The 26,945-nt window shown below is 68.0% G+C and carries 29 protein-coding genes; 18 read left to right on the top strand and 11 right to left on the bottom strand.

The features are described 5' to 3' along the window. Window positions 1-76: 76 nt before the first annotated feature. The gene (locus F4X11_09780) at window positions 77-1,222 is read left to right on the top strand and encodes an ATP-binding protein (protein ID MYN65302.1); all 1,146 of its coding nucleotides are present in this window, start codon (window positions 77-79) and stop codon (window positions 1,220-1,222) included. Between the two features lie 86 nt (window positions 1,223-1,308). Further along, window positions 1,309-2,907: a sulfatase-like hydrolase/transferase gene (locus F4X11_09785; protein MYN65303.1), complete on the top strand. Its 1,599-nt coding sequence runs from the start codon at window positions 1,309-1,311 to the stop codon at window positions 2,905-2,907. A gap of 330 nt (window positions 2,908-3,237) precedes the next feature. Here F4X11_09785 and F4X11_09790 read toward each other — a convergent pair whose 3' ends face one another. The 3 genes from F4X11_09790 to F4X11_09800 are packed head-to-tail and all read right to left on the bottom strand — an operon-like array spanning window position 3,238 to window position 6,374. Continuing rightward, a complete protein-coding gene (locus F4X11_09790) occupies window positions 3,238-3,564 on the bottom strand; it encodes an XRE family transcriptional regulator (GenBank protein MYN65304.1) in 327 nt (108 codons plus the stop codon). A gap of 4 nt (window positions 3,565-3,568) precedes the next feature. After that, a complete protein-coding gene (locus F4X11_09795) occupies window positions 3,569-3,778 on the bottom strand; it encodes a type II toxin-antitoxin system RelE/ParE family toxin (protein ID MYN65305.1) in 210 nt (69 codons plus the stop codon). Window positions 3,779-3,818: 40 nt separating this feature from the next. Further along, complete coding sequence (locus tag F4X11_09800; protein ID MYN65306.1) at window positions 3,819-6,374, bottom strand: ABC transporter permease; 2,556 nt, start codon at window positions 6,372-6,374, stop codon at window positions 3,819-3,821. 238 nt (window positions 6,375-6,612) lie between these two features. Here F4X11_09800 and F4X11_09805 point away from each other — a divergent pair, with 238 nt between their 5' ends. The 6 genes from F4X11_09805 (at window position 6,613) to F4X11_09830 (ending at window position 9,375) form a co-directional block, all read left to right on the top strand. Next, window positions 6,613-6,891, top strand: coding sequence for a peptidase (locus F4X11_09805; GenBank protein MYN65307.1), 279 nt, complete (start codon window positions 6,613-6,615; stop codon window positions 6,889-6,891). Between the two features lie 18 nt (window positions 6,892-6,909). Beyond that, window positions 6,910-7,206 (top strand): HigA family addiction module antidote protein, encoded by a 297-nt coding sequence (locus F4X11_09810; GenBank protein ID MYN65308.1) that lies wholly within the window; start codon window positions 6,910-6,912, stop codon window positions 7,204-7,206. Window positions 7,207-7,402: 196 nt separating this feature from the next. Then, window positions 7,403-7,732, top strand: a complete 330-nt coding sequence (locus F4X11_09815; protein MYN65309.1) for a hypothetical protein — start codon at window positions 7,403-7,405, stop codon at window positions 7,730-7,732. 78 nt (window positions 7,733-7,810) lie between these two features. Next, the gene (locus F4X11_09820; protein ID MYN65310.1) at window positions 7,811-8,596 is read left to right on the top strand and encodes a redoxin domain-containing protein; all 786 of its coding nucleotides are present in this window, start codon (window positions 7,811-7,813) and stop codon (window positions 8,594-8,596) included. A 145-nt stretch (window positions 8,597-8,741) separates the two neighbouring features. Beyond that, window positions 8,742-8,966 carry a CopG family transcriptional regulator gene (locus F4X11_09825; protein MYN65311.1) on the top strand — a complete coding sequence of 75 codons (225 nt, stop codon included), beginning with the start codon at window positions 8,742-8,744 and terminating at the stop codon, window positions 8,964-8,966. Beyond that, entirely contained in the window at window positions 8,893-9,375 is a 483-nt protein-coding gene (locus F4X11_09830; protein ID MYN65312.1) for a PIN domain-containing protein, read from the top strand. The genes F4X11_09825 and F4X11_09830 overlap by 74 nt, the downstream gene beginning before the upstream one ends. 156 nt (window positions 9,376-9,531) lie before the next feature. Here F4X11_09830 and F4X11_09835 read toward each other — a convergent pair whose 3' ends face one another. Beyond that, the gene (locus F4X11_09835; protein MYN65313.1) at window positions 9,532-10,674 is read right to left on the bottom strand and encodes a hypothetical protein; all 1,143 of its coding nucleotides are present in this window, start codon (window positions 10,672-10,674) and stop codon (window positions 9,532-9,534) included. A 219-nt stretch (window positions 10,675-10,893) separates the two neighbouring features. On the opposite strand from F4X11_09835, the gene F4X11_09840 reads away from it, so the two are divergent. After that, window positions 10,894-12,975, top strand: coding sequence for a hypothetical protein (locus F4X11_09840; GenBank protein ID MYN65314.1), 2,082 nt, complete (start codon window positions 10,894-10,896; stop codon window positions 12,973-12,975). A gap of 4 nt (window positions 12,976-12,979) precedes the next feature. Here the strand turns inward: F4X11_09840 and F4X11_09845 are convergent, their stop codons facing one another. Both F4X11_09845 and F4X11_09850 read right to left on the bottom strand, forming a co-directional pair. Then, complete coding sequence (locus tag F4X11_09845) at window positions 12,980-14,428, bottom strand: amidohydrolase family protein (protein ID MYN65315.1); 1,449 nt, start codon at window positions 14,426-14,428, stop codon at window positions 12,980-12,982. After that, window positions 14,428-16,353: a serine hydrolase gene (locus F4X11_09850; protein MYN65316.1), complete on the bottom strand. Its 1,926-nt coding sequence runs from the start codon at window positions 16,351-16,353 to the stop codon at window positions 14,428-14,430. The genes F4X11_09845 and F4X11_09850 overlap by 1 nt, the downstream gene beginning before the upstream one ends. On the opposite strand from F4X11_09850, the gene F4X11_09855 reads away from it, so the two are divergent. Further along, window positions 16,352-16,831, top strand: coding sequence for a class I SAM-dependent methyltransferase (locus F4X11_09855; GenBank protein MYN65317.1), 480 nt, complete (start codon window positions 16,352-16,354; stop codon window positions 16,829-16,831). The genes F4X11_09850 and F4X11_09855 overlap by 2 nt on opposite strands. An 18-nt stretch (window positions 16,832-16,849) precedes the next feature. Further along, complete coding sequence (locus F4X11_09860; protein ID MYN65318.1) at window positions 16,850-17,227, top strand: hypothetical protein; 378 nt, start codon at window positions 16,850-16,852, stop codon at window positions 17,225-17,227. 168 nt (window positions 17,228-17,395) lie between these two features. Here the strand turns inward: F4X11_09860 and F4X11_09865 are convergent, their stop codons facing one another. Beyond that, window positions 17,396-17,815 carry a PIN domain-containing protein gene (locus F4X11_09865; GenBank protein MYN65319.1) on the bottom strand — a complete coding sequence of 140 codons (420 nt, stop codon included), beginning with the start codon at window positions 17,813-17,815 and terminating at the stop codon, window positions 17,396-17,398. After that, window positions 17,812-18,012 (bottom strand): type II toxin-antitoxin system VapB family antitoxin, encoded by a 201-nt coding sequence (locus F4X11_09870; protein ID MYN65320.1) that lies wholly within the window; start codon window positions 18,010-18,012, stop codon window positions 17,812-17,814. Before F4X11_09870 ends, F4X11_09865 begins: the two co-directional genes overlap by 4 nt. A 634-nt stretch (window positions 18,013-18,646) precedes the next feature. Between F4X11_09870 and F4X11_09875 the strand changes: the two genes are divergently transcribed. The 3 genes from F4X11_09875 (at window position 18,647) to F4X11_09885 (ending at window position 21,361) form a co-directional block, all read left to right on the top strand. Further along, on the top strand, window positions 18,647-19,708 hold the full coding sequence (locus tag F4X11_09875) for a hypothetical protein (protein ID MYN65321.1): 1,062 nt from the start codon (window positions 18,647-18,649) through the stop codon (window positions 19,706-19,708). 103 nt (window positions 19,709-19,811) lie between these two features. After that, window positions 19,812-21,017, top strand: coding sequence for a pyridoxal phosphate-dependent aminotransferase (locus tag F4X11_09880; protein MYN65322.1), 1,206 nt, complete (start codon window positions 19,812-19,814; stop codon window positions 21,015-21,017). Beyond that, window positions 20,996-21,361, top strand: a complete 366-nt coding sequence (locus F4X11_09885) for a hypothetical protein (protein ID MYN65323.1) — start codon at window positions 20,996-20,998, stop codon at window positions 21,359-21,361. The genes F4X11_09880 and F4X11_09885 overlap by 22 nt, the downstream gene beginning before the upstream one ends. A gap of 44 nt (window positions 21,362-21,405) precedes the next feature. On the opposite strand, the gene F4X11_09890 is transcribed toward F4X11_09885, so the two are convergent. From F4X11_09890 to F4X11_09900, 3 genes are all read right to left on the bottom strand, one after another. Then, window positions 21,406-21,606, bottom strand: a complete 201-nt coding sequence (locus F4X11_09890) for a DUF2283 domain-containing protein (protein MYN65324.1) — start codon at window positions 21,604-21,606, stop codon at window positions 21,406-21,408. Beyond that, window positions 21,603-22,667: a hypothetical protein gene (locus tag F4X11_09895; GenBank protein ID MYN65325.1), complete on the bottom strand. Its 1,065-nt coding sequence runs from the start codon at window positions 22,665-22,667 to the stop codon at window positions 21,603-21,605. Before F4X11_09895 ends, F4X11_09890 begins: the two co-directional genes overlap by 4 nt. A 121-nt stretch (window positions 22,668-22,788) precedes the next feature. After that, entirely contained in the window at window positions 22,789-23,790 is a 1,002-nt protein-coding gene (locus tag F4X11_09900) for a hypothetical protein (GenBank protein ID MYN65326.1), read from the bottom strand. Here F4X11_09900 and F4X11_09905 point away from each other — a divergent pair. The 4 genes from F4X11_09905 (at window position 23,778) to F4X11_09920 (ending at window position 26,874) form a co-directional block, all read left to right on the top strand. Beyond that, window positions 23,778-25,064 carry a neuraminidase (sialidase) gene (locus tag F4X11_09905; protein ID MYN65327.1) on the top strand — a complete coding sequence of 429 codons (1,287 nt, stop codon included), beginning with the start codon at window positions 23,778-23,780 and terminating at the stop codon, window positions 25,062-25,064. The genes F4X11_09900 and F4X11_09905 overlap by 13 nt on opposite strands. 65 nt (window positions 25,065-25,129) lie before the next feature. Then, window positions 25,130-25,534 carry a hypothetical protein gene (locus F4X11_09910; GenBank protein ID MYN65328.1) on the top strand — a complete coding sequence of 135 codons (405 nt, stop codon included), beginning with the start codon at window positions 25,130-25,132 and terminating at the stop codon, window positions 25,532-25,534. A gap of 330 nt (window positions 25,535-25,864) precedes the next feature. Next, the gene (locus F4X11_09915) at window positions 25,865-26,341 is read left to right on the top strand and encodes a hypothetical protein (GenBank protein ID MYN65329.1); all 477 of its coding nucleotides are present in this window, start codon (window positions 25,865-25,867) and stop codon (window positions 26,339-26,341) included. Next, on the top strand, window positions 26,338-26,874 hold the full coding sequence (locus F4X11_09920) for a hypothetical protein (GenBank protein ID MYN65330.1): 537 nt from the start codon (window positions 26,338-26,340) through the stop codon (window positions 26,872-26,874). Before F4X11_09915 ends, F4X11_09920 begins: the two co-directional genes overlap by 4 nt. Window positions 26,875-26,945: the final 71 nt, after the last annotated feature.

A 26,945-nucleotide genomic window follows, 5' to 3' on the forward strand; every position in this document is an offset into this window, starting at 1 on the left:
CGGGCGCAATAGCGCTACGGCTCGCCCTCGAAGAAGGGCGGCCAATTCCCCCTGAAATGCCATAATTGCTCTCATTGTGGCGATAGAGAGGGAATTTTTACGGCCGCCTTCGGGACACTTCTTCCTGTTCGGCCCGCGCGGAACCGGCAAGAGCACCTGGCTGCAGGCCACGTTCCCGAACGCCGCCCGGATCGATCTGCTCGCGCCGGCCCAGCAGCGGCTGTACGCGGCGCGGCCGGAGCGGCTGCGGGAGCTGGCCGCGGCGCCCGGCGTGGCCGACCTCGTGATCGACGAGGTGCAGCGGGTTCCCGAGCTGCTGACCGTCGTTCACCAGTTGACGGAGGAGTCCGGCCGCCCGCGTTTCGTGCTCACCGGATCGAGCGCGCGCAAGCTCAAGCGCAGCGGAGTCGATCTGCTCGCCGGTCGCGCGGTCGTGCGATCGATGCATCCGTTCATGGCCGCGCTCGGCCCGCGCTTCGACTTGGCGGCGGCCCTCGACCAGGGGTTGTTGCCCTTGATCTGGGACGCCGGCGATCCTGCGGATACGCTGAGCGCCTACGCGGGGCTCTACGTCCAGCAGGAGGTCCAGACGGAGGGGCTGGTGCGCGACCTGGGCGCGTTCCACCGGTTCCTCGAAGCCATCAGCTTCTCGCACTCGGCCGTGCTCAACACCAGCGACGTGGCGCGAGAGTGCGCGGTGCGGCGCAAGACGGTGGAGGGGTTCATCGAGATCGTCGAGGACCTGCTGCTGGCGTTCCGGCTCCCGGTCTTCACCCGCCGCGCGCGCCGGCAGGTCACCGCGCACCCGAAGTTCTACTTCGCCGACGCCGGCGTGTTTCGCTCCCTGCGGCCGGCGGGACCGTTGGACCGGCCGCAGGAGGCCAGTGGCGCGGCGCTGGAGGGGCTGGTCGCGCAGCACCTGCGGGCGTGGATCGACTATTCGGGAGCCGCCGCCACGCTCGCGTTCTGGCGCACGCGGGCCGGCAGCGAGGTCGACTTCGTGCTCTACGGCCGCGACGTCTTCTGGGCTCTCGAGGTCAAGCACGCTGCGCGCATCCGGCCGGCGGATCTCAGGTCTCTGAAGAGCTTCGCCCGCGACTATCCGGAAGCGCAGCCCCGGCTGGCCTACCTCGGCGACGAACGCCTGCGGATCGACGGCATCCTGTGCGTGCCGGTGACCGAGCTGCTGCACGGCATCGTTCCGGGGAAGCCGCTGCCCTGATGGCGGCAGCCGGCGGCGTGGTATCGTCGGGCGAATCCGATGCTGGCGCCGGCCGCGCCGGGCCAATACAGGCGGAGGCGACGCCCATGAGATGTAATCCGGGACTCTTCCGCGGCTCGTTCCGATGGCGGGCGATCGCGCCGCCGGCGGCCCTGGCCTTCCTGCTCGCCGCGCTCCCCCTGGCCGCGCAGCCGGCGAGCGAGGCCGCACCGGCGCCGGCCGACCGCCCGAACATCCTGTTCCTGTTCGCGGACGATCAGCGCGCGGACACGATCGGCGCCTCGGGCAACGAGTGGATCGACACTCCGAACCTCGACCGACTGGCCGCCGAGGGCCTGAGCTTCGAGCGCAACTACGTGTTCGGCTCCAACAGCGGCGCGGTGTGCGTGCCGAGCCGGGCGATGGTGCTGACCGGCAGGAGCTGGATGCGCTCGCCGAACGACATGCGGGGCGTCCCGACCCTGCCGCGCGAGCTGGAGGCGGTGGGCTACCGCACCTTCATCACCGGGAAGTGGCACAACGGCGAAGAGGCGCTGCTGCGCAGCTTCGATCATGGCACGGCGGTGTACCTGGGCGGCATGGCCGATCACACGCAGGTGGAGGTGCAGGACATCGAAGACGGCAGGCTGGTCCGCCGGCGCGTCGGGCGGGAGTTCTCGAGCGAGCTGTTCGCCGACGCGGTGATCGCGTTTCTGGACGAGCAGGCGCGTCTGGAGGAACAGGCACCGCTGCGGGAGCAGGCGCGCGCCGCCGGGCAGTCCGGGTCGCAGCCGGAGCAGCCGTTCTTCGCCTACGTGCCGTTCATGGCGCCCCACGATCCGCGTCAGCCGCCGCCCGAGTACCGCGAGCGCTACTACCGCCGCAACCTGCCGCTGCCGGCCAACTTCATGCCGCAGCACCCGTTCGACCACGGCGCCCTGATCCTGCGCGACGAGAACCTGGGCGCCTGGCCGCGCACGCCGGAGATCATCCGCGATCAGTTGGCCGAGTACTACGGCCTCATCACCCACCTGGACGAGCAGGTGGGGCGGATTCTCCAGGCACTGGAGGAGAACGGTCAGGCCGACAACACCGTGGTCGTCTACGCCGCCGACCACGGGCTGGCGATGGGCAGCCACGGGTTGCTCGGCAAGCAGAACCTGTACGAGCACTCGATGCGTTGCCCGCTGATCATCCGCGGGCCGGGCATCCCACAAGGCTCGACGGATGCCTTCACCTACCTCTACGACCTGTTCCCGACCCTGCTCGGACTGGCTTCCGCACAGACGCCGCCCGGCATCGACGGCCGGGACCTGGGGGCACTGTGGTCGGGCGAGGGCGAGACGGCCTGGCGCCAGAGCCTGTTCCTGCCGTACCGGGACCTGATGCGCTCGGTGCGCGACGAGCGGTACAAGCTGATCGTCTATCCCAAGGTGAACCACCGGCAGTTGTTCGACCTCGCCGACGATCCCGACGAGCTGCGCAACCTCGCGGCCGACCCCGCGCACGGGCAGACCCTGGCCCGCATGGAAGCGTTGCTCGAAGGCTGGAGAGCCGCGCTGGCCGATCCCGTGCCGCTCGAAGCCTCCGACCCGTTGCCGCTCCGGCGCGATCTCACCGGGCAGGCGCGCGAGCCGGACCGCTGGCAGCCACGGTGGATCGTGGACAAGTACTTCGATCCACCGGCCTCGACCGATCCCAGGTAGCACGGTCGTGGACATCGCCCTCGCTCAGCGTGCCCGAAGCGCGCGTTCATCGGGGCCGGTCAATTCGTTCCTTTCCAAAACTTGACCAGCTCAGCAGCGAGCCTTTCAGCTCCCTTCTTTGTCAGGACAAACTTAACGATTATCGACACTCTCAAATTCGCCCGAGCTGGCTGCTTGTTCGCCTGAGCCTGCTCAAACCAGTTTCCGTTGCTGTAAGTTTGATGGGGAAATCCCTATCCATGGGATACGACGGTGTCAAGATGTCGGCATCACAGACCCTTGTTCGACGCGAGTGCGATCTTTGGAACACGGGGGTGGCGGCGGAGGCGCTCATGCTTCGATACTGAGTCTCCCCCGTTGTTCCGAACGGGACTCTCGAATGACGATGTTGACGTCGCGTCCCAGTGCCGTCAGCAGGCGCAGCAGGCGCTCCATGGAGTACTCCCGAAAACTGCCCCGCAGCAGGCGTGACACATCGGGTTGCGACAGCCCGAGTAGCTTCGCGGCTTCGACCTGCTTGAGGCCGCGCCGGCGAATGATCTCGTCGATGCGGGTGACGAGTTGCGCCTTGAGCAGGTGCGCTTCGGCGTCCGGGAGCTCCAGGTCTGCGAAGACGTTGCCGCCACCGCGTTCGATCTCGTCCTTGTCGGCAGTCATCGATCTACCCTCCACCATAATTCTCGTCGTGGTGTTGCTGCGCGGCTTCGAGCCTGCGTCTGACCAGGTCGATCTCCTGCTTCGGCGTTGCGATTCCCCGCTTGGCCTTCTTTTGGAAGACGTGCAGGACGTAGACAGCGAACTTGAATCGGACCGTGTACACCACACGGAAAGTGTCACCATCATGGCGCGAGGAGATCTCCTGGCTGCGCAGGTCAAGGCTCGAGAACTCATCCCGGCCGCGCCGGCCTCGGTCAGAGACTTCTCATCGGCACGATGGCGGCAGCGCGGCCCGCCGGAATGAGGGCGGCGACCAGCGCGCACGCGGCGAGTGCGCCGGCGGCGACGGCAAGGGATAGCGGATCCCAGAAGGACACGCCATGGAGCTGGCTTGCCATGACCCGGACGGCGCCGACGGCGAGAGGCAGGCCGAGAACGAGCCCCACCGCCACACGCCGAAACGCTTGACGCAACACCATCCCGATCACCTTGACGCGGTCCGCGCCAAGTGCCATCCGGATGCCGATTTCGTTGGCCTGCTGCGCCACCATGTACGCCGTGACGCCGTACACGCCAACGCCGGCCAGCAGGAGGGAGACAATCGCGAACAGGCCTGCCAGGCTCGCAACAGCCTGCTCTCGATCGGACGCCAGCTCGATTTGCTGCTGCATCGTTCTGATGCTGACGATCGTCAGGTTGGGATCGGCTTCCGCCAGCGTCCTCCTCAGAATCGGCTCGATTTCGCCAAGCGCCGAGTCGGTCACCACCACGATGCCCTGGACGAAATGGGAGAGTCGCTCGACCATCCTCCTGTAGTCGGTCGCATACTCGATGCGCTGTGCGAGCGGAACGAAGAACATCGGACCCGCCGGTTCGCTCAGTCCCGCCCGCAGGAACTTCGTGTCGCGTATGATGCCGACGATGCGGAACGTATCGGCGTTCTCGGGCCGCTCGACGCCGAAGTGTTGACCGACAGGATCTTCATCCTCCCCGAAGAAGCGCCTCACGAACGCCTCGTTCACGATTGCAACCGGGGCAGTCGTCTCGTTGTCGGTTTCCGCGAACAGGCGTCCCCTGGCGAGCGTGACGCCCAGGTTCTGAAGATAGTCGGCGCTGACGCGGTTCCAGGATGCTGACGCTTCGTCGCTCGGATTCGACGGCTGCCCGGCCACCAGAATCGTCTCGCTCCAGCTCGAATAGAGCGGATTGGTCAGCGCGAGTCCGGCGCCACGCACGCCGGGGAGGCTTGCAAGCCGCCGCTCGATGTCGTGATAGAGGGCCGACAGCCGCTCCGGCGTGTAGGTGGACGGCAGGCGCTTCAAGCCGATCAGCACGCGTCCCTGCACTTCGTAGCCGACGTCCTGGCGTTGCAGATTCGCGAGACTGCGCTCGAGCATCGCGGCTCCGGCAACGACCGCGACGGAAATCGACAACTGAACGATCAGCAGCGCCGTGCGAAAGCGGAACGAATGCCGGCCGATGCTGCGGCCCTGGCCACGCAACGCATCGATCGGGTCGGTCCGCGTTGCAAGCCATGCAGGCGCCGTACCGAACCCGATGCCCGTGACGAGCGCCAGCCCGGCGGCGAAAGCCAGCACGACCGGCGATGGCGTCGTCGCGATCGGCACGAACTGCGAGCTCTGGAACACTAGCGCGACCAGCAGGCGCGCGCCCGCGGCGGCTACCAGCAGCCCGGCGGCTCCTCCCGCGGCCGCGAGCAGCATTCCCTCCGCAAGCGCTTCCCCCACGATCCGCCGGCGCGTTGCCCCGAGCGCCAGGCGCACGGCCGTTTGCGCCCTGCGGGCGACCGCCCGGGCCAGCAGAAGGTTCGCGACGTTCGCGCACGCCACGACCAGGACGAGACCGCAGATGGCGAGCAGGATCCGCAGGCTGGGTCCGTACTGGTCCCGCATGGAAAGGCCCGCGAGACTGATGCCCGTGCCTGCCGGAACGACCCGGATCGTCTGGTTGGAGAGCTCGCGAACGATGTCCGGCATTCGGTTGGCCGGGTAGTCGGCCTCGTACTGGATCCAGCGGCGCAGGATGCCGGTCAGGCGCGGAGCCACGCCCGCGATCGGGGCAACGTCGCGGAGACGACCGATCGCGAACAGCCACGGCGAAATCGACTGCTGCAGCAACGAGCCGTCGCCGGCGATCAGCGGCTCCTGCTGCAGTGGGATCCACATGCCCGGCGGGTCCGCGCGAACCGTTTCGCCGAAAAACCCCGGCGCCGCCACGCCGACGACCGTGAACGGGTGACCTTCCACGACCATCGTCGAGCCGAGGAGCGACGGGTCCGCCCCGTAGACGCCTTGCCACAGTCGATGGCTCAGCACGACGACAGGAGGCGCCGCCGGCCGGTCGTCATCCGCCGCGAGCAGCCGGCCGCTGGAAGCGCCGACGCCGAGCGTGGAGAAATACGATCCGCTGACGTATTGTGCGCGCACGGGCCTGCCAGCCTCTTCCGCGCCTTGCCGCCGGACGCTCAACAGCGTGCCGCCCCAGTCGAACGCGGTGACGTCCTCGAACTCCGGCGCGCCGGCCTTCAATCGCTCGTAGAGCGGGAACGAGAACAGTCCCCAGCGGCCGTGGCGGCCCGTGGCGACGGTGTCGTCCCCGTCGCCGATCCTGTACAGCCGGGCCGGGTCCGACACCGGCAGCGGTCGGAGCATGACGCTGTCGATGAGCGTGAAGACGGCGGTCGTCCCGCCTGTTCCGAGCGCCAGCACGCCAACCGTCGCGAGACTGAACCCGGGCGTCCGCCGCAGCGAGCGGAGCATGTGGACGATGCCTCGGATCAGCGCCCACATGCGACTACTCCGCGAGCAGCACCAGCGCCGGCAACGAACGGGACAGGGTCATCACGCCTCCTGGATGACGAGATCGATCGCGCCCGAGAGGTACTCCCAGGCGGCGACCTCGCGCTTGAGGTGCGCGCGCCCGGCGCTGGTCAGCGAGTAGAGCTTCGCCTCCCGGGCGGTCTCGGTCGCAGCCCAGCGACCGGCGATCCTTTATGGACAAGTGTACCGTTATACGGTACACTTGTCCATGATTCGAGGCTTTCGTCATCGAGGTCTCAAGCGATTGTACGAGCGTGGTGATCCGAGCCGCGTGCGCGCAGACCAGGCAGATCGCATCGCGCTCGCTCTCGCCGACCTTGACGATGCCCGCAAGCCCTCGGACCTCGACCTGCCCGGCTACCGGCTGCACCCGCTGAAGGGCGATCGGAACGGTTTCTGGAGCATCTCGATTTCCGGCAACTGGCGGGTTGTCTTCCGCTTCGACGATGGCGACGCTCACGACGTTGAACTGGTCGATTATCACTAGCTGGCGGAGGCAGCGAACATGGCGATGAACAACCCCCCGCATCCCGGCCGCAGCATCAGAGAGAACTGCTTGGTCCCGCTCGGTCTGAACGTCACCGAGGCCGCGAAGGTGTTGGGAGTCGCCCGCCATACACTCTCGCGCGTATTGAACGGCCACGCGGCCGTTTCTCCGGAGATGGCCATCAGGCTGGAGAAGGCAGGCTGGTCCAATGCCGAGTTCTGGCTGCGCCGGCAGGCGACCTACGATCTCGTCCAGGCGCGGAGGGACCAGGATCGGATAAATGTCGACCGCTACCAGCCACGGCCGACGGCGTGATGCCAGTAGAGATCTGCTCGATTTCAGCTTGAGGCCCGGCTCGGCGGCCGTCGACCAGGGACGGTCGATCCGCAGCGGTTGCGGGATGTCGACCGGCGGAGCCCGCGCGCGAGGAGATTGGTGTATAAAGTGGGCGCAAACCACCGCACGGACGACGGTTCCAGTCGCCGTGACGGAAACCCCTGGAGACGAGACGATGACACGCTGGACACTCGCGGCGGCGCTGCTTGCGCTGCTGATGGCTCCCACCCCCGTCATGGCGCAGGAGGCCGCCGCGGTCCGCTCCGCGCACGAAGACCTCGAGCCGGGCACCCGGACCGACGACCTCGGCATCACGATTGGCATCCCCGCCAGTCATCCGGCGCGTCGGTACCCGGCGTCCCACGAGTTCCCGACCGGACCGGCGATCGGCGAGCGTCTTCCCGAGTTCGCGCTGCCGAATCAGAACGGCCGCGTCGTCGACTACCACGCGGATCGCGGTGATTCGAAGTCCATCGTCGTGTTCTATCGCTCGGCGGTGTGGTGACCGTACTGCCGCACGCAGCTGGTCGAGCTGCAAACGAACCTGGGGCTCTTCGAAGAGGCAGGCATCCGCGTCTACGGCGTGAGCTATGACAGTCCGGAGCAGCTCCGGGCGTTCGCCGACGAACACGACGTGACCTACGAGCTGCTGTCCGACGCCGACTCGGCCGTGATCCGCGAGTTCGGCATCCTCAACACCTTGATCTCCCCGGACGATCCGGAGCAGGGCGCCGGCCGCAGCTTCTACGGCGTGCCGTTCCCCGGCGTCTACGTCACGGACGAGAGCGGCGTGGTCACCGAGAAGTTCTTCCACCGCCACTACGCCACCCGGGAATCGGCCGGCACGATCCGCGACTCAGCGCTCGGCAGGATCCTCGCGCGTCACGAGGCGCCGGCGGTCGAGCTCGGCTCGGATCAGGTCAGGATCTCCGCCTTTCTGTCCGACGAGTCGATGACGTTCGAGACCCAGTCGATGGTTCGCGTGCGCTTCGAGCTCGAGGACGGCCTGCACATGTACGGCCGGCCGCTTCCCGACAACTACATCGCCTCGGAAGTGACGATTCCCGGCACCCCCGGCCTGCGGGTGGGGGCGGCGCAGTACCCGCCGACATACCCGCGAGAGTTCCCCGCGCTCGGCGTCACGCTCAACGTCTACGAGGGTGTCGTCGATGTCGCGATTCCGGTCACGCCGAACGCCGAGGTGTTCCACCGGTCGAACCCGGACCGGCCGGACGTGGTCGACGTGCCGTTGTCGATCCTGTACCAGGTCTGCAGCGAGACGATCTGCTATACGCCGAGGACGGAGACGCTCTCGCTGGCCGCGCCGTTCCAATCGCTCCTGTCGCCGGGCGCCCGGAGAGAACGATAGCGGTGGCGAGCTCGTAGCCTCGGCATCGAACCACGTTGCCGTCCGCGCCCATCCGACGAGCGGCGGGTCGGGCCCGATGAAGCAGTCCCCGTCCACAGGTCGGCGTCCATTGACACGTATTACGTGCACACATACCATGTGAGACATGAACGTAACGCTGTCGGTCGACGATCGGGTCGTAGCGGAAGCCCGACGCATCGCTGCCGTGCGGGGTACCAGCCTGAACCAGATCGTCCGAGATTTTCTGAACGAACTCACGCGGGTAGACGAAGTGGAATCGGTGGTCACGCAGCTCGATGCGTTCTGGGCCGAGGAAGACTATCGCTCGGAAGGCCCATGGACCCGCGAGGAGCTGCATGAACGGTCGTGAGTTCCTGGATACGAACGTTCTGATCTATGCCCACGACGCGCGGGATCCGCGCAAACGAGCGTGTGCCCGCGAGTTGATTCGGCGCCTCTTGCGCGAGCGGCGCGGCGTGCTGTCGCTTCAGGTTCTGCAGGAGTTCTTCGCGGCCGCCACCCGGAAGCTGGGGATGAGCAGCGAGGATGCCAGGGCGCGTATCGTGCAGTACTCGTGTTTCGACATCGTGACGCTCGGCGTCGACGATGTGGTCGCGGCGATCGATCTGCACAGGCTGCACAGGCTGTCGATCTGGGACGCGCTCGTCGTGCGAGCTGCCCTGAATGGTGCCTGCACGACGCTCAACACCGAGGACATGCAGTCCGGCTACCTCGTCGAGAGGCTGGCGTTCCGAAACCCGTTTCAAGCTCTGTCGTGAACAGACCTGGGCCGCGTCGTCGCCCCAGTATGGGTGCGTTGCGGCACCGCCCGACGCCGGCCGCTCATCTCCATCCTCCGCACGAGGCCGGGCTCGTCGGAGCATGTCGAAGTGCTCGACCTGCCCCGACGAGCCCCGGCGAAGGTCTCGCTGCTATCAATCGACCGCGTACTTGGTGAACGCGCCACCCGCGAAGCGGAGCGAGTTGGGTCCCTCGGCCGCGAACACGTTGCCGTCCACGTCCACGGCGACGCCCTCGCCGGCCGCCCCCTGGTACGGCCGCGTGTCCGCTTCGAACGGCGGGATGAAGCCGACGACGCGGTCCTCGTGCAAGGGCGAGATACGCACGCCGCCCACCCAGTTCGGATGGCTGAGCATGCTCGACTCGGAGTCGATGGAGTACAGCATCTCATCGGCGGTGATGTAGATGCCGCTGGTGCGCCCGTGCGAGTACAGCGAGTCGAGGTACTCGCCTTCCTGGTCGAAGATCTCGATGCGGTGGTTGCCGCGATCCGCGACCAGGACCCGCCCCTGTGCGTCGATCTCGATCCCGTGGGGTGTCCTGAACTCGCCGTGCAGGGTACCGACCCGCCCCCACGCCTTGATGAACGTGCCGTCGGCGGCGAACTTCACGATGCGGCTGGCGACGCCCGCCTCGCGTCCCTCCTCTATCGCCTGGTTGGTGGTCAGGCTCTGGGCGCTGTGGCCGTCAGCGACGAAGATGCTGCCGTCCGGCGCGATGACCACGTCGCTGGGCTGGTTGAAGTGGTCGGGGCCGGACCCGGGCTGGCCCGCGGTGCCGAGGCTCATCAGCAGCTCGCCGTCGGGGCTGAACTTGTGGACCTGGTGCCCCTTGGTCCCCTCCTCGTTCCCCACGAAGTCGGTCACCCACACGTTGCCGTCGTCGTCCACGTGGATGCCGTGGGGCGTCACCATGATGCCCCCGCCGAAGTTCGCCAGCACCTCCCCGGTGTTGCGGTCGAGCTTGAAGATGGGGTCGACGGGGTTCGAGTCGCAGTTGATGCGCGCGCCCGAGCCGAACGAACCGGCGCCGCAGCGCTCGTAGCCCCAGACGTGGCCGTCGGTCGGATCGATGTCGATGCCGGCGGTCGAACCCCACTCCCGCCCCTCGGGCAGGTCACCCCATGGCGCGATGACGGTCGAGGTCGGGTTCGGCAGGCCCTCGCCCGTGATCGTGTTGCCGAAGGTTCCGCTCGTCTGCGACTCGGGGGCGGTTACGCCCAGCACGAGGGCGACGCAGGCGAACAGGGCGGCCATCAGATAGCGTGACGCTGACATGGCATTCTCTCCTTAATCTCCCTCCTTTAGATGGCGAGCGAATGATAGCCTGAAACCGGGCTTGACCCGAAGCCCTTCCCGACTCGCGCCGACGGTGAGGGCGGGACGAGCTGGCCGTGCGACGGCTCCGGCGACGTCGAGCGCCGATGGGATTCGTTCGAGTCCGGGTCCACGAGCCGGGCGCGTGCCGCGTGCCCCGCCGCAGAAGAGAGGTGGTTCGTGCGTGAATGGATCGGTCGATTCGGATGCATCGCCGCGTTGGGCCTGTTGCCGATTGGCGTGTCGCACCTCGGCGGCGACACCGTCGCCTTGGCGCAGCGGGGAGAAGCGCCGGGGGACGCGGTGTCGGCGGGAGAGCTCTTCGTCGAGCCGCCGACCCTGATCAACCTCGGCTTCGAGTGGTCCATCGAAGGCGACGACAACCGGAACGCCGCGGTGGAGGTGTCGTATCGCCGGCAGGGCGGGACGGCGTGGTCGCCGGCCCTCCCGCTCCTGCGGCTCCAGCGCGAGCGAATCTCGGTGGGCAACCAGTTCGACGTCGTCGTTCCGAACATGTTCGCCGGCAGCATCCTGGACCTGGAGCCCGACACGGCGTACGAGGCGCGGTTCGTGATGACCGATCCCGACGGCGTGATGGGAGACGCCGGCAGGACCGTGACGGTGCGGACGCGGGCCGAGCCGGTGCCGTACGCGGAGGGTCGGGTGTTCCACGTCTATCCCCACGGCTTCGACGGCGCGAAGATCGAGCCGTCGTTCGAGGGGCTGATATGCGCGTACAACTCCTCGTGCGGCGGCGGGGACTTCGCCACGGCGGGGCGCCCCCGGGTGCGCGCCGGCGACACCCTCCTCGTGCACGCCGGCCTCTACCGCTACAACCACCTGGAGTACGGCGGAGCGAACCGCGCCTTCCCCTTCGAGGGCACGTACTACCTGACGGCCGACGGGACGCCCGAGCGGCCGATTGTCATCAAGGCGGCGGGTGACGGCGAGGTGATCTTCGACGGCAACGGCAACTTCGCCCTCTTCAACGTCATGGCGGCCGACTACACCTACTTCGAGGGCATCACGTTCCGCAACACCGAGTTCGCCATCTGGGCCGGCCAGCAGTTCATCGCCGGGGCCAGGGGGCTCACGGTCAAGCGCTCCCGCTTCGAGGACGTCGGGGTCGGCGTCTTCACGAACTACTCGGGGTCGAGCAACTTTTACATCGCCGACAACCGGTTCCATGGCCGGAACGACCCGGCGCGGATGATCGGCTGGAGCGACGCGCCGATCTGGGGGCGGTTCGACGGCGTCGACGGGCAGGTCCATCCGCCCGTCATGGCGTCCTACGTGGCGGTGAAGCTTTACGGCCCCGGCCACGTCGTGGCCCACAACTACATCGCCGACTTCCACGACGGGATCAACGTGGAGACGTACGGAAATCCCGACGGCAGCGTCGCATCGGCGCCGGGGATGCCCGACGGACCCAGGTACCCGCCGCGCGGGCATTGGGACCGCCGTCCCGTCGCGATCGACTTCTACAACAACATCATCACGAACTCCCACGACAACCCCATCGAGACCGACGGCAGCCTGCACAACGTGCGCGTGCTGCGGAACCTGTTCATCAACCACCCGTCGCACGCGTTCTGCAGCCAGCCGGTGCTCGGCGGACCCGTCTACTGGATTCGGAACATCGGCTACAACCTGCCGGGGGGATCGAGCCGCTTCTTCGGCGCCGCCGGCGTCGTGTTCTACAACAACACCATCCTCTCCGAGACCACCGGGACGATGTCGAACACGCACTGGCGGAACAACCTGATCCTGGGGCAGAACGGGGCGCCCGACTTCCGCCGGCTGCGTCCGAACCTGTTCGGGATCACGACGTTCACCAACTACACCTCGTCGGACTACAACGGCTTCGGTTCCGCGCCCGACACCGAGATGCCGTTTCGCTGGGAGAGTCCGCCGTTCGACGTGGCCGCCGACTTCCGGGCCCCGGGTCACGCCCCGGCGCTGGAGCTGCGCGAGTTCGCGACGCTGGAGGAGTACAGTGCGGCGACCGGGCAGGAACGGAACAGCGTCGAGGTGGGATACGACGTGTTCGTGAACGTCCCCGCGCTCGATGCCCGGGACGTGAGCACGCTCCAGGCGGTCTACGACGCGGACGACCTCGATTTCCGCCTGCGGCCCGGATCGGCGGCCGTCGACCGGGGGATGGTGCTGCCGACGGTGACCGACGGCTTCACCGGCAGCGCGCCCGATCTCGGGGCGCTGGAGATCGACGTCGCCCCGCCGCACTACGGGCCTCGCCCGTAGAGTCCTACGGCGCGGGCACGAATCCCGACCGGTCCACCCACTCGCCGAGGCGCATGACCCGGTCGATGTCCAGCGTGTTGCGGATGTCGGCCAGCGGATCGGCGTTCAGCACGATCAGGTCGGCGACCTTGCCCGCCTCGAGGGTGCCGTAGTCAGCCTCGCCCACCGGGGGCATCTGCGCCGCGCCGGTGGCGGTCGCCGCGACGATGGCGTCCATCGGGGTCAGGCCGGCCTCGACGTACATCTCCATCTCGTGGTGCATGCCCCAGCCGAACGGCACGTTGGGTGTCCCGGCATCGTTGCCGAGCGCGACCGCGACCCCGGCGTCGTGCATCGTCTTGACGAAGTCCAGCAACTGCCGGAACGAGGCCTTGCGGTTCTCGAATCCCGGGTCGTCGACCACCTCCGCCCGGCGTGCCGGGTCGTCCCACCCGGCCAGGGCATCGGGGTTGAACAACTCGAACGCGGCGCGCAGCTCGGGGTCGTCGAGCAGCTCCGGATGCTCGGCGAAGTGCCAGCGGTTCTGGACGATGGACAGGGTCGGGGTGAAGTAGACGTCGTTGTCCAGGCACATCCGGATGAACTCGGCCGAGGGTTCGGGATCGTCCATGGGGACGCCGGAGCCCGGCCCGAAGGTCAGCACGGTGCTGTGCAGGAAGTCCCACAGGCCGGCCTCGACGAGCTGGCGGCCGTCGGCCTCGTCGTCGATGTGGGCGACGGGGATGGCGCCGTTCGCCACCGCCTCGTCGATGATCGCCGCGCGTATCTCCGGCGGGATCTTCAGGCCCGGCTCGGCGACCTCGTTCACCCACATCTTGATGAAGTGCACGCCGAGCGCGATCTGATCGCGCACCAGCGCCCGCGCCTCCTCCTCGGTGGTGGGGGCGTTCCGGCCGGCCGCGTTGAAGCCGCCGGGGTAGGAGAACCCCATGCCCGCCGTATAGGTGCGCGGGGCGTCGGCGCGGCCGGCGGCCCCGAGCAGATAGGCGACCCGCTCCGGCGTGTCGCTGCCGGTGCTCCGCGCGGTGGTCACCCCGTAGTGGAGCTGCGACCGGAACTGGCGCTCGATCTCCTCCGGTCCCTCCCGGTAGTGCACGTGCAGGTTCACCAAGCCCGGAATGATCGTCTTGCCGGTCAGGTCGAGCGTCTCCGCGCCGTCCGGCACGGACGTCGCGTCCCGCGCGCCGGCACTCTCGATCCGCCCTTCGCGAACGACGACGACGGAATCTGCCACGGGGGCTCCCCCGGTAGCGTCAATCAACTGCGCCCCCACGAGCGCGAGTGCGCCCGGTCCCTCGCCAGCGCTCTCTTCAGGCGCTCCAGTCCCTCCGCAAGCCGCGAGAATCAATGCCAGACCTGCTACCACCAGGTGAAGTCGTCTCATGAGAACCTCTCGTCCCGCGGGCTGGTGACGCTGTGGGCGGCAGTCGGACAAATGCCTGTGCCTCCGCATCAGTATGCCCACATCCTGAGCCCGATCAAACCGTTGCTCCAGAAATAGAGCAAGGTGACGGCGCACGCCAGGCTCACGAGCTGGCTGTCCAGCCGGACCAGGCGGCCCGTCTTGACGGGGTACGAGCGAAACGCAGCATGGAGGCTCAGCCCCGTGAGCGCCACGGATGCGAGCGAACCGATGAAGAGGGTAAGAGACGCCGCCGAGACGGTGCCGAGATCCTGGACCACGTCGGAGATCAGGGCGAACGGCAGGACGAACGCAACGAAGATCGAGAGCGCGGCCAGCAGCGGGAAGAGCAGCATCCGGAGGGGGGCCGTCTTCATGCCGCCGAGGACCTTGACCAGCGCCCACACCGGGGCGAAGAGCAGGGCCGATATCAACAGCGCCAGCGTCGTCCCCGCCGCCGCCCACTGGAAGTAAGGCCAGGCGGCGCCCACCCGTGCGTAGCTGCCTGCGGAGCCTTGCTGGAGGAACGGATCGCCTTCGTCGTCGACGACCCTGAACACGCGCGCCACCGGCTCGTTTTCGTACCGGAAGCTCGTCGCCGTGACCGGAACGAGCTCCCTCTTCTCGCCGCCGAGCGGTGCGAGGAAGAGCTTTTCCGCCTCGAGGGTGACGCGCTCGATCGCGAAGAAGCGGCTGAGAACGTAGGCGAGCTGCGGCCTCGGCGTCACGTTCTGATACCAGCCGGTGATCGCCTGCAGTTCCGTGTCCGACAGTTCCGCGGCGGCACCCCGCGGTTTCTCGAACCCCTCGGTCAGGCGCTCGCCCAGCAGGGTGGCGATATCCCGCAGCCCACCGCTCGGCTTGTTGATCGACACGAAGAACCCGACGCCGAGCTCGGACGAGTAGGCGCTCGTCGACGCGAAACCCGTGATGCCCCCGTTGTGGCCGTGGAAGAGGTGACCGTTCACGATCGAGGTGAAGTTGCCGAGTCCGTAGCCGTAGGTGAAACCGGCGCGCGCCGCGAGCGTCGTCGTCGGCGTCTCCATCCTGGTGATGGTCTCCGGAGCGAGGACACGGACACCGTCGAGCGTGCCCCGGTTGATCATCATGCGCAGGTAGCGCGCCATCTCGCGTGCCGATGCATTCATCCCGCCGGAAGGCCTGATGATGATGTGGTCGTAGTTCGCCTCGCTTACCCCGTCCGGCTCGTAGCCCTTCGCCGGCAGGGCCGCATCAGGCGGGAAGTGGAAGGTCGAGCTGTCCATGCCGAGCGGCTCGAGCACGTGCTCGCGGACGTAGTCCTCGAAGGTTCTTCCAGTGATCTTCTCGACGATGTACGCGGCAACAGCCGGGCCGGAGTTGGAGTACGACATGTGCGTGCCGGGCCGCCAGCGGCTGACCCGCGAGCCGGGATTGTAGGCGAGGCCCTCGGCCAGCGTGATCCCGGGATCGTCCACCTTCGCGTACTCGCGGAAATGGATGTCGTCGAAGCCCGCCGTGTGCTCCATGACCATGGCCACGGTGACCGGATGCGTCTCTTCCCAGGCGTTGGTGAATTCGACCTCGGGCGCCAGCTCGCGGACCGGGGTGTCGAGATCGAGGAGACCGTCTTCGACCGCGTGAAGCACCGCCAGGGCCGTGAAGCTCTTCGAGATGGACCCGATCCGGAACAGGTGGTTCGGCGTCACATCGACGCCGCCGGCGACGTCCGCCAATCCGACGCCGCCGGCCCAGATCGTCCGGTCCCTGTCCACCAGCGCGACCGCGGCGCCGGGGATCCGGTTTTCGTCGAGGATCTTCTGGATCGCGGCTTGCAACTCCTCGACGTCGACGGACACACGCTCGGGGCCCGGATCGATGCGCTCCGGCTCCTGCGCCGCGACCGCGAGCGGCAGCGCGCACGCCAGCACGAACAGGATGGAACGGAATCCGCCCACGTAGCCTCCTCCGGCGACGTCCGAGTGTCGCCGCAACATACCACGGCCGATCCGCCGCCGCCCTGGCGCGCGGACCACGCCCGGATGGTCGTCCCCATATCATTGGACGGTGCCCGAGCCGGATCCGGTCGATCGATTCCGAGATCGGTATGCCCAACCTCGAGGCGAGGTCGCGCGGCGGGTGGAACGCGCAGTCCTCGGACACGCAGTCGGCCTGAACGGCTTCACGACCGTGGCGCAGGCGGAGACCCTCTGCGACGCTCTTCCGGTAACCACCGGCGGCCGTCTCCTGGAAGTCGGCTGCGGTCACGGATGGCCGGGATTCCACATCGCGCGGCGGCACGCGTGCGAGTTCGTCGGCAGCGACGTGCCGCTGGACGCGCTGCGGGACGCGCGGGCGAATGCGGGCGTGCGCCAGCTTGGCGCTCGCGCGGTGTTCGTCGCGGCGGACGGGCGCGCACTGCCGTTTCCGTCCGCCGTGTTCGACGCCATCGTCCATGCCGACACGTTCTGTTGAATCCCGGACAAGCTCTCCGTGTTGAGAGAGTGCCACCGCGTCGTGAAGCCGGGAGGTCGCATTGCAGGCTACGTGATTCACACGCCGGCCGGGCTCGGTGCGGCCGACGAGCAACGAGCCCGCGAACTGGGACCCGACCATGTGACCGGCGCCGCCCTGCCGGAAGACCTGACGCGGCAGGCCGGTTTCTCGTACGTCGTCCGGGAGGACGTCACTGATCAGTTCAGGGCGACGGTAGAAGCGATGTTGCGCGCCGCGCGACGATGGGCGCCGGAGTTGCGCGCTGAGCAGGGCGACGAGCTGTATGCGGACGGCTGCGAGCGAGGGGAGGCGAAACTGATCGGCATCCGCGAGGGGTTGCTCCTCCGGTCTCTGGTGACCGCGATCAAGCGCTGAGCCGGCTATACCGGCCGGGGACGGACGGCTCGCCGGCGGGGAGGAGACGCTTCGGGCGCTCCGCGGTGAGGACGCCTGGTCGATGCTCGCGTTCTTCCTCGAAGCACGGCCGGCTGCCCGCGCTGACCGAAGCGGGCGAAGGCAGCGCGGCTTATCGTTCGTCCGGATTCATCCGGCTTGGTACGGTGGACGCCAGATCCGCAGCGCGGTATGACGCGCGGCGTGCAGGAAGTCTCCATCCGTGGTGAGCAGTTCCAGGTCGTGACGGAGGCAGAGTCGCGCGAGCAGGGCATCGATGGTCCCGAGCTGGACCCCATGGCGCCGGCAGATGTTGCGGATATCGGCGGCCGCAACATGATCGTCGCGGTCCGGCACGATCATCGGCAACGACGCGAACCGCTTCAGGATCGCATCGCGGGCCGTGGGTCCGCGGAAGCCCTGGAGCAATTCCTGAAGGACGAGCCCGGTCGTGTACACGGCATCTCGGGATGTGAGCGCTTCTCGCAGACGGACCGGCTCGGGAGCATCGCCCGGCGAGTCTCTCCGGAACGCGAGAGACCAGACGCTGGTGTCGACGAACAGACTCATCCGCGCGAGCGCTCAGCCTTGTAGTCGAAGGTCGGATCCCAGTCGAGCGAGTCGAACAGCTCCAGCAGCCGGCGTTGTTCGCGCCGCGCGATGAACTCCTGCAGCGCCAGGGTCACGGCCGCGGTCTTGGTTCTCTTTCCGCTGAGCTCCAGGGCGCGCTCCAGCAGGTCCGGGCTGATCGCCAGATTCGTTGCCATGTGCAGAGTGTCGCACAATCAGCCGCACAATGCTCGAAGGCCAGGGGATATCCTGTCGCCACAGTCACCGGCGTGACCTCGTGTTGTCGCGAAGCCATGCCTCGAGGGTGGCGAAGTTGAAGTCGGCGTCCTGATAGAGACGAGACACGAACGCCCACGCTTGGTGAGCGTCGGCGGTGATATCGACGCCGTCCCGCATTACTTCTCGAGCTTCTCGTAGAGTGCCGCGAACCGGGCGTGGCTGCGCTGATAGGGGGCCATCACCATGCGGGCGGGCCCCTGTCTTGCCTGTCATCGCCGGCTGCCCGGAGCCGGATGCGGCGGCAAGCGCCCCGAAACGCCTCGCCGACGAGGCGTTTCGGCCCATCCCCCCCGCTCCATGACCTTGCGCCTCAGCACTTCTCCGTGTCGACGATCAGCCCGTCGAAGTCGAAGATCAGTGCGCGCAGCATTCTCCATGGCTCCTGACGTGGTTAACCGTATCAGACCATCTACGTGCCCGGTGTCGAATCCTCTCGCCAGGCCGCCTCCCACCCGTCCGAGCATCGCCACAACCGGGACTGCACGGTATCCTTTCTGATTGGTTGCGGTTCATGGTGGTCGGCGGGGTCGATCCACCGGTGGAGGAGTAGAGATGCGGTACCTGTCCGTCACGTTTGCCTGTTTCCTCGTCGCGGCATGCCTGGTCGCAATGCCGGCCGTTGCCCAGACCGAGGAGTCGGCGCCGGCGCCCCGCACGGCCTGGGGCCAGCCGGACCTCGGGGGCGTCTGGGAATACAAGACCCGCACGCCGCTGGAACGTCCCGAGCAGTTCGACGGCCGGGAGTTCCTCACCGAGGAAGAGGCGGCCGAGATCGAGCAACGCGAGCGCGCCCGGATCCAGGCGATGGAGGAGCGGCCCGCGCAGCGGACCATCGCCATCCCGACCGCCGGCGACCGGCCCGGACGGTGGCTAGACTCGCCGGATCATCCGAGCCTGCAGGGGCAGACCGGGTCGTACAACATCTTCTGGTTCGACTGGGGGACGACCGCCGTCAGCACGCGGCGCACGTCGCTCATCGTCGATCCGCCGGACGGCCGGCTGCCCGCGCTGACCGAGGCGGGGCAGGAGCGGGCGCGGACCATGGGCTCCCGCTCTTCCTTCAGCGACACGGTGAGCACGGCCGAGTCGTACCTCGACCTCAGCAATTCCGACCGCTGCCTGATGAGCGGCAACGCGGGACCGCCGATGCTGCCGGGGGTTTACAACAACAACATGCAGCTCTTCCAGACGCCGGACCACGTCGCCATCATGAACGAGATGATGCACACCGTCCGCGTCATTCCGCTCGACGGCCGCCCGGCCCGGGCCAACGGCATCCGGCAGTACGTCGGCGAGGGGCGCGGCTACTGGGAAGGCGACACGCTGGTGGTCGAGACGGTCGACTTCAACGACGATCGGACCCACACCACGTGGCGGAACACCAGCCGCAACCGGACGCTGGTGGAGCGGTTCACGCGCGTCGACGCCGATACGCTGGTCTACCAGTTCACGGTGACCGATCCTGACACCTGGGAGCGGCCGTGGTCGGTCGAGTTGCCGATGCAGCGCAGCGAGCTGCCGATCTACGAGTTCGCCTGCCACGAGGGCAACTACGGGCTCGAGAACATCCTGGCCGGGAACCGCCGGGCGGAGGCGGAGGCGGCGGGCCGGTAAGCGGCGGGCCGGTAAGCGGCCGGCCTGATCGCCCGCGCAGCAGCACCGGCGGTAGCTGCACTACCGCGCCCGTGTGCCCTTCGAGACGCTTGGGAAGCCAGCAATGACCGTAGTCGCGAGACACATGAGCCGCATCAAGGCCTCGCCCGCCGCCGTCATCTCCGCGCACGCCATGGAGTTGGCGCGGGCCGGCCGCGACGTCATCGCGCTGTCGGCGGGAGAGCCGGATTTCGACACGCCGGACCACGTCAAGGCCGCCGCGGTGCGCGCCATCGGCGAAGGGAAGACGAAGTACCCGCCGCTCACCGGCATCCCCGAACTGCGGGAGGCGATCTGCCGCAAGTTGGAGCGGGAGAACGGCCTGCGCTACGCGCCGGATCAGGTGCTCGTCTGCAACGGCGGCAAGCAGGTCATCTACAACGCCCTCGCCGCCACGCTCGACCCCGGCCAGGAGGTCGTCATCCCCGCGCCGTTCTGGGTGAGCTATCCCGACATGGTGCTGCTGGCGGGCGCGGACCCGGTGGTCGTCCCCACCGATCCTTCGAACGGGTTCCGATTGGAGCCGGCGCAACTCGAGGCAGCAATCACCGGGAAGACGAAGTGGCTGATCCTGAACAACCCGTGCAACCCGTCCGGGGCGGTCTACTCGGCGCGGGACATCGAGGGGATCGCCGCCGTGCTGCGGCGGCATCCGCACGTGTGGGTGCTCGCGGACGACATCTACGAGCACATCATCTACAACGGGGAGCCGTTCTCGACGATGGCGCAGGTCGCACCCGATCTGCACCAGCGCACGCTGACGATGAACGGGCTCTCGAAGGCCTATTGCATGACCGGCTGGCGCATCGGCTACGGGGCGGGACCGAAGGAGCTGATCGCCGCGATGGCGAAGATCCAGTCGCAGACCACCAGCGGCGCGTCGAGCATCAGCCAGTGGGCCGGGGTGGAGGCGCTGGATGGCGACCAGAGCTTCATCGAGGACAACGTAGCGACGTTCCGGGGGCGGCGCGACCTGGGCCTCTCGCTGCTCAATCAGGCCGAAGGCCTGTCCTGCCGGTCGCCGAACGGCGCCTTCTATCTCTTCGTCGATTGCCGGGAGACCGTCGGCAAGCGCACGCCGCGAGGTGACACCATCGGCACGGACGCCGACTTGGCGAAGTATCTTCTCGACAGCGAGGAGGTCGCGGTGGTGCACGGCGAGGCGTTCGGCCTGTCGCCGTACTTCCGCGTCTCCTACGCGCTGGCGACGGAGCGGCTCCGGGAGGCCTGCGTGCGGATTCAGCGCGCGTGCGCGGCGCTCTCCGGCTGACGGGCCGGTACCGCCCGGCGGCCGGGAAGTGCGACAGGCCGTTGATCTCGGACGGCGAGCACTTCCGGCTGGCCAGCCGGCGCCGCCCGGCGGCCTGGAGAGCAGGGAGGAACTCATGGAAGGCCGGATGCACGGGCGGCGTGTACGAGACCATCACCACCGCCACCGGCAAGCCGGAGTGGTTGCGGCGGTACGCGGAGCGCCTGAACGCCCACTACGCCGAGGTGTCGAAGCGCTACCGCGTGCTGTACGAGCCGCCGAATCCGCGCGGCGCGCAGATCTCGGCGGGGGCGCGCCCGGGCGTCAACATCCGCCTCTCCGTCGACCTGCGCCTGGAGCAATGACCGGGCATCGCGCTGCTGGCCTTCGAGGTGCGGCGGGACGTGGCCTATTCCGCCATCTGGTACTCGACCTTGCGCGCGTCGCTCACCCGGGTCGATGCGTCCAGGACCTCCAGTGATACCAGATTGCCCTCGTTGTCGTAGTCGAGAATTACCCCCGGCTTGTCTTCGTCGCTCTCGGCGACGGCGCGGTCGTTACGCAGGACGATACTCAGGATGTCCGTTGTCGGGTCGTAGGAGACCTTCATCGACCCTGCTCCCCGGTCCTCGCTTCCTCCACGCGCGAGCCGGCCAGGATGTTCATCAGCCCGTAGTTCCCCTCGTGGCAGGCGTACTCGAACATCGGCTGGTCGCTGAGCGCCCACGGCGACGAGCCGGTCCACGGGCGGGTCCAGACGTTCGGATCGTCCACCGTGAACCGGTAGTCGAGCGTCCGCGGTCCCACCCGGGTGAAGCGCTCCACGACCCGCAGGGCCGGGCTGAGGTCCCAGTTGATGCCCCCCTGCGGTCCGGGGCCGGACGAGAACAGGTAGGCGCGATGACCGAAGTTGGTCGTCTCGACGACGAGCGTGTCGCCCTCCCAGCGTCCCCGCGAATGGCCGCCGAACTGGCTGATGCCGTCGTCGATGGCGGGGCGGCTGTCGAGGTGGATGAAGCGCACGTCGTGGATGTGCTCCTGCACGATCGCGATGACGTCGGCCGTCTGCACTAGGTGGTAGTTGTTGTTGTAGGCAGTGGGCAGCGACGGGACGCCGCGGTACCAGATGCATCGGTCGCCGTAGTCGAACTGCTCGTGCGAGTCGGCCGGTACCACTCCCTCCCGGATTGCCTTCAGGCGCTGCCGCGCCGGCGACGCGACGTGCGCCGCGTGCTCGGGCGTGAGCGCGGGCAGGCGCCCGTTCGGCGGGTCGATGACCAGCGACGTGCGCCGCGTCGGGACGACGGTGGTCCCCCGATCGATCCAGAAGGCGTTGTAGGCGCCGACGTTGCCGCCCACCGGCAGCGGCTCGGTGCGCACGACGCTGGGTGCGTTCGCGCGGGCGTTGGCCTCGACGACCCGCTGCTCGATGGCCGCCGCTTCTTCGGCGGTCAGGAACGCCTTGTCGGCCAGAGCTTCCGGACGTTCGAGCGGCGTCACGGTGGAGCTGTTCCAGACGCCCCCGATGTCGGGATCGCCCCAGGCGGTCCGCGGCGCCTCCCAACCCTGCGGCGATGTCGGCTGGGACCAGCCCGCGGACGGCGCGAGGACCATGCTCGGGGCCAGCACCAGGGCGCCCACGAACACCTGCACGCGCGAAAGGCCACTCATCGCTGACTCCTTCTTCCCGGCGGCAACCGCACCTGACCGATGGGCGTGATTTCCCTGCCTGTCGCCTCGCCTTCGAGACGTCGATGACCCGACGGGAACGATGGCGTCGGTTCCGACAGGGTCACGGACGCAGCTCGCGCCCGTCGCGCTCGAACTTCCGCGCGCCGGCGAGGATGCCGTACAACCCGATGTTGCCCTCGTGGCAGGCGTACTCGTAGATCTCGCCCTCCATGCGCCGGAACGGCATCATGACGGTGTAGGGCGCGGTGTACCGCGCCGGATCGGTCACCGTGTACTCGTAGGCGACGGTATCCGGGTCGAGACGGGTCAGCCGCTCGACCAGGTGCACGCTGGGGCCGTTCCTGCCGTTCCCCCAGTCGCGGAACTGCGTGGTCTCGACCACCAGCGTCTCTCCCTCCCAGTGCCCGCGCGATACGCCCGCCCACTGCTCGACCGCGGGCTTCTCCGTGTCCACGAGGGGAATCATCCGCGCCTGCCGCGCCTGCTCGGTGAGGATGGCGACGTGGTCGGCCGTCTGGAAGATCATCAGGTTGTTGTTGTACGCCCCGGATCGGAGCGGCGGGCCCGACTTGGTGAACACGATGCAGCGGTCGCCCGTGCTCCGGTTCTCGTAGGAGTCGTACATGTGCTCACGGCGGTAGGCGGCCCGCTCGCGGTCGGCCTGCCGGGCCGACTCGGTCAGCGGGGGATACCTCCCGTTGGGCGGATCCACGATCAGCGCCGTCCGCTTGTCGGAGGTCAGCTCGATGCCCCGCTCGTACCAGAACTCGTTGTAGGAGAGCACGCCGCCGTCGGCACGCGACTGGTAGCCGGCGTTCGGCGCTCCCGTCTCGGGATCGAAGAGGTCGCGGTTCTGGCGCGTCCGCTCCGACGCCTCGAACAACGCGGCCTGCTCGGGGCCCAGGGTCTCCTGCCCCTCGAACTGGGCCGGCCGCTGCATCGGGGTCAGCGTTCGGAAGGTGAAGGTGCCCGAGATGTCCGGGTGCCCGTCGGGCGTCCGCATCGGCATGTCGCCCCCGGGCGACTGGGCGGCGGCCGGCTGGGCCGCGAACGCGAGCGCGATCGCCGCTGCCGCGAACGTAGCGAGGCATGTCTTCCGCATTTGCTTACCTCCGGTCCTGGTCGCCTGTGGCAAAGCCCGGCAGCATTCGAGCGGCGATGTATCCCGCGTGGGCTCTCCTGGAGGCGTCACCGGACAAGACTCCGCTGATCATACCCGTCCCCGTCCGAGCCACGTGGCGTTATCCTCATGGTCGACGTTCAAGCGTGCGGCATCGCGGCCTTGTGAGGCTGCGCGCCGGGAGCTCGGCACCGCGGAAAGGAACGAACGCAATCATGCCTACCCGCGCGATTCTCTCGCTCATCTTCACCGTGCTGGCGACGAACGCCGGGGCGCAGGAGCACAGGCTCGACTTCATCTGGGAAGAAGCGCCGTTTCCGCGGGCGCACGCCTCGACCATCGTCGAAGCCGCAGACGGGACGCTCGTCGCGGCCTGGTTCGGCGGCTCCGGCGAGGGGGAGAAGGACGTCGGCGTCTGGTCGTCGCGCAAGCCGCGGGGGGGCGACTGGTCGCCGCCGGTGCAGCTCTACAAGGAGCCGGATCAGCCCGCCTGGAACCCCGTGCTGTTCCGCGGCGACGGGGATGTGATCTGGCTCTACTTCAAGATCGGGGAGAGCCCCCGCGCCTGGAGCGGGGCCTACATGCAGTCCGCTACGGCGGGCGAGCAGTGGACCGAGCCGGTATGGCTGCCGGCGGGCATGCTGGGGCCGGTGCGGGCGAAGCCGATCCGGCTCGCCGGCGGCGAGATCCTCGCCGGGACGTCGCTGGAGAGCTACCGGACGTGGTCGTCCTGGATGGAGATCAGCGCCGACGGCGGCAAATCGTGGAGCAAGCACGGCCCGTTGCTGTTCGGGGATCCGGAGCGCGACCGCATCGGGAGCATCCAGCCGACCCTGCTGGAGATCGAGCCGGGCGTGATCCGCGCGTTCATGCGGACGCCCCGCCGGCTGGGGAAGATCGCGACCTCGATCTCGCACGACGGTGGTCGCACCTGGGCGCCGCTGGAGCTCACCGACCTGGACAACCCGAGCGCCGGCATCGACGCCGTGCGGCTCGACGACGGGCGCTGCATCCTGCTCTACAACCCCTCGGCCACGCGCCGCACGCCGCTCTCGCTGGCGGTGTCGTTCGACGACGGCGTCACGTGGGAGGACTTCCTCGTGGTCGAGGAGCTCGAGGAGGGCCAGCGGGGCGAGCTCTCGTATCCCGCGATGATCCAGGACTCGAACGGGGATCTGCAGCTCACCTACACGTGGAACCGCCGGCGCATCCGCCACGCGACGGTGCCGCTGGAGCTGGTTCCGAATCAGCCCTGACTGCCGGGGGTCGCCGAGACGCTGGCGGGGGAGCGTAGTTTCGATGGACAACCCCGGAGGGTCGCATGACACGCAACGCAATCATCCTCATCGCCCTCGCAGCCGCAGCCGCCGCATGCAGCGGCGCCCGCACATCATCTGTCGCAGCGCCGGAGACGCCGGAGACCGCCGCGCAGGCAGTGGACAGCTCGGCACAAAACCTCGAGGTGGACGTCAGGCTCGGCTGCGAGAGGGAATTCAACCGGAGGTTCAGCTACCTGAGCAGCCGCGCGGCCATGATAGGCCGCTCAACGTTCGACGACTCGTTGTTCGTGCTCCAGGAGTTGCCGGAAGGCAGGATGCGCTTCGAGTGGGACACCTACATGCGGGTGGAGGCCATGCGCACCTACAACATCTATTGTGAAGGCATCATCGACATGGACGGCAATATCCTGTCGATCAGCATGGACGCAACGGAGCAGATAATCTAGCCCGACAAGCATCGCCTACGGCTCCGCTTGCCGCCCAACCGGGCCTGACCAGCAGTCTACGCCGTTCTACGGCGCACACTCCTGGCTCCTGCCGTGAGCAGGGCATCGACATCCGCGGGCGTCGGGCTTGCGTCTCGCGCGTCCAGGCCGCAGCGCTTGAGCGCGGCCACCGCGTTCGCGTAGCGCGACACGTTCTGCGCCGCGTTGACTTAGTAAAGTTAGTCTACTACCCTCGACCGCATGGAGTTGATCCGCACGATTCGTGATCGACACGGGTTGTCCCAGCGCTTGCTCGCGCAACGCGCAGGACTTTCTTTCCGAGGAGTGCAATTGCTCGAAGGGCCGGAGCACGATGCCCGCCTGTCTAGCCTGGAGCGCGTCGTCCATGCTTTCGGATTGCCGCGCAGCGGCGTGCGGCGCGCGGTGGCCCGCGTTCTTCTGGAACCGCCGGCGTCGCTGTTTTGCGCGTCCCTTCGCATACTCGAGGATGGGGAGGCATCGTGGCGCCATCACCTGATGGACTGCGTGGACGCCGTCCGCCGCTCGCGGTCGGCGGCGGAGTTGGAGACACCGCCGGCACGGGAGTTGCCCGAGCGGCTGCGCGCCTTGATGGCGGGAGTCGCCGAGACGCTGGCGGCGGAGTGTGGTTTCGGCGCGCCGCAGTGGACCGGCGCCGTCGGGTGCCTCGACCGCCCCTGGTTCGTTTCGGGGTTCGAGAGCCTCAAGGCGTCGGCGCTCGTCGAGAGCCCGGTGCCGTTCCGGTCGCGCAACGTGTTCGTCCTCGCCAACTTCCTCGAGCGGGCGTGAAAGTGCTGAGCGGCGATCGCATTCGGGAGCTCCTCGCGGCGCTCGACCGGGAACTCGCCAAACGCTCGGTCGTGGGCGAGGTCGGACTACTCGGCGGCGCCGTGATGTGTCTCGTCTTTCAGGCGCGTGAGAGCACGAGGGACGTCGACGCCGTATTCGCGCCGACGCGGGAGATCCGGGATGCGGCCCGGGCAGTGGCCCGTACTTGCGACGTCCCGGACGATTGGCTGAACGATGCGGCCAAGGGGTTCGTGGTGTCCTCGCCACCCAGGATCCAGGTGCTGGATCTTCCCAATCTGCGTGTCTGGGCACCCACGGCCGAGTACATGCTCGCGATGAAGTGCGTATCCGCGCGGTTCGACACGCACGATGCCGGCGATGTCGCGTTCCTCATCCGACACCTCGGGCTCGTCGCTCCGGAGCAGGTGTTCAAGCGAATCGCACGCTACTACCCCCACGAGCGCGTGCCGCCCAGGACCCGTTTCCTGGTCGAGGAGCTGCTCGACGCAGCCGAGAGCGGACGTGAGACATGAGGTTGGGAAGGCTGTCGCTCGGCGGCGGGTGGACGCGCGCGATTGCATGAACGGGTCGTGAGCGACCCAGC

The organism is Acidobacteriota bacterium (genome assembly GCA_009861545.1).
Lineage (GTDB): Bacteria > Acidobacteriota > Vicinamibacteria > Vicinamibacterales > UBA8438 > WTFV01.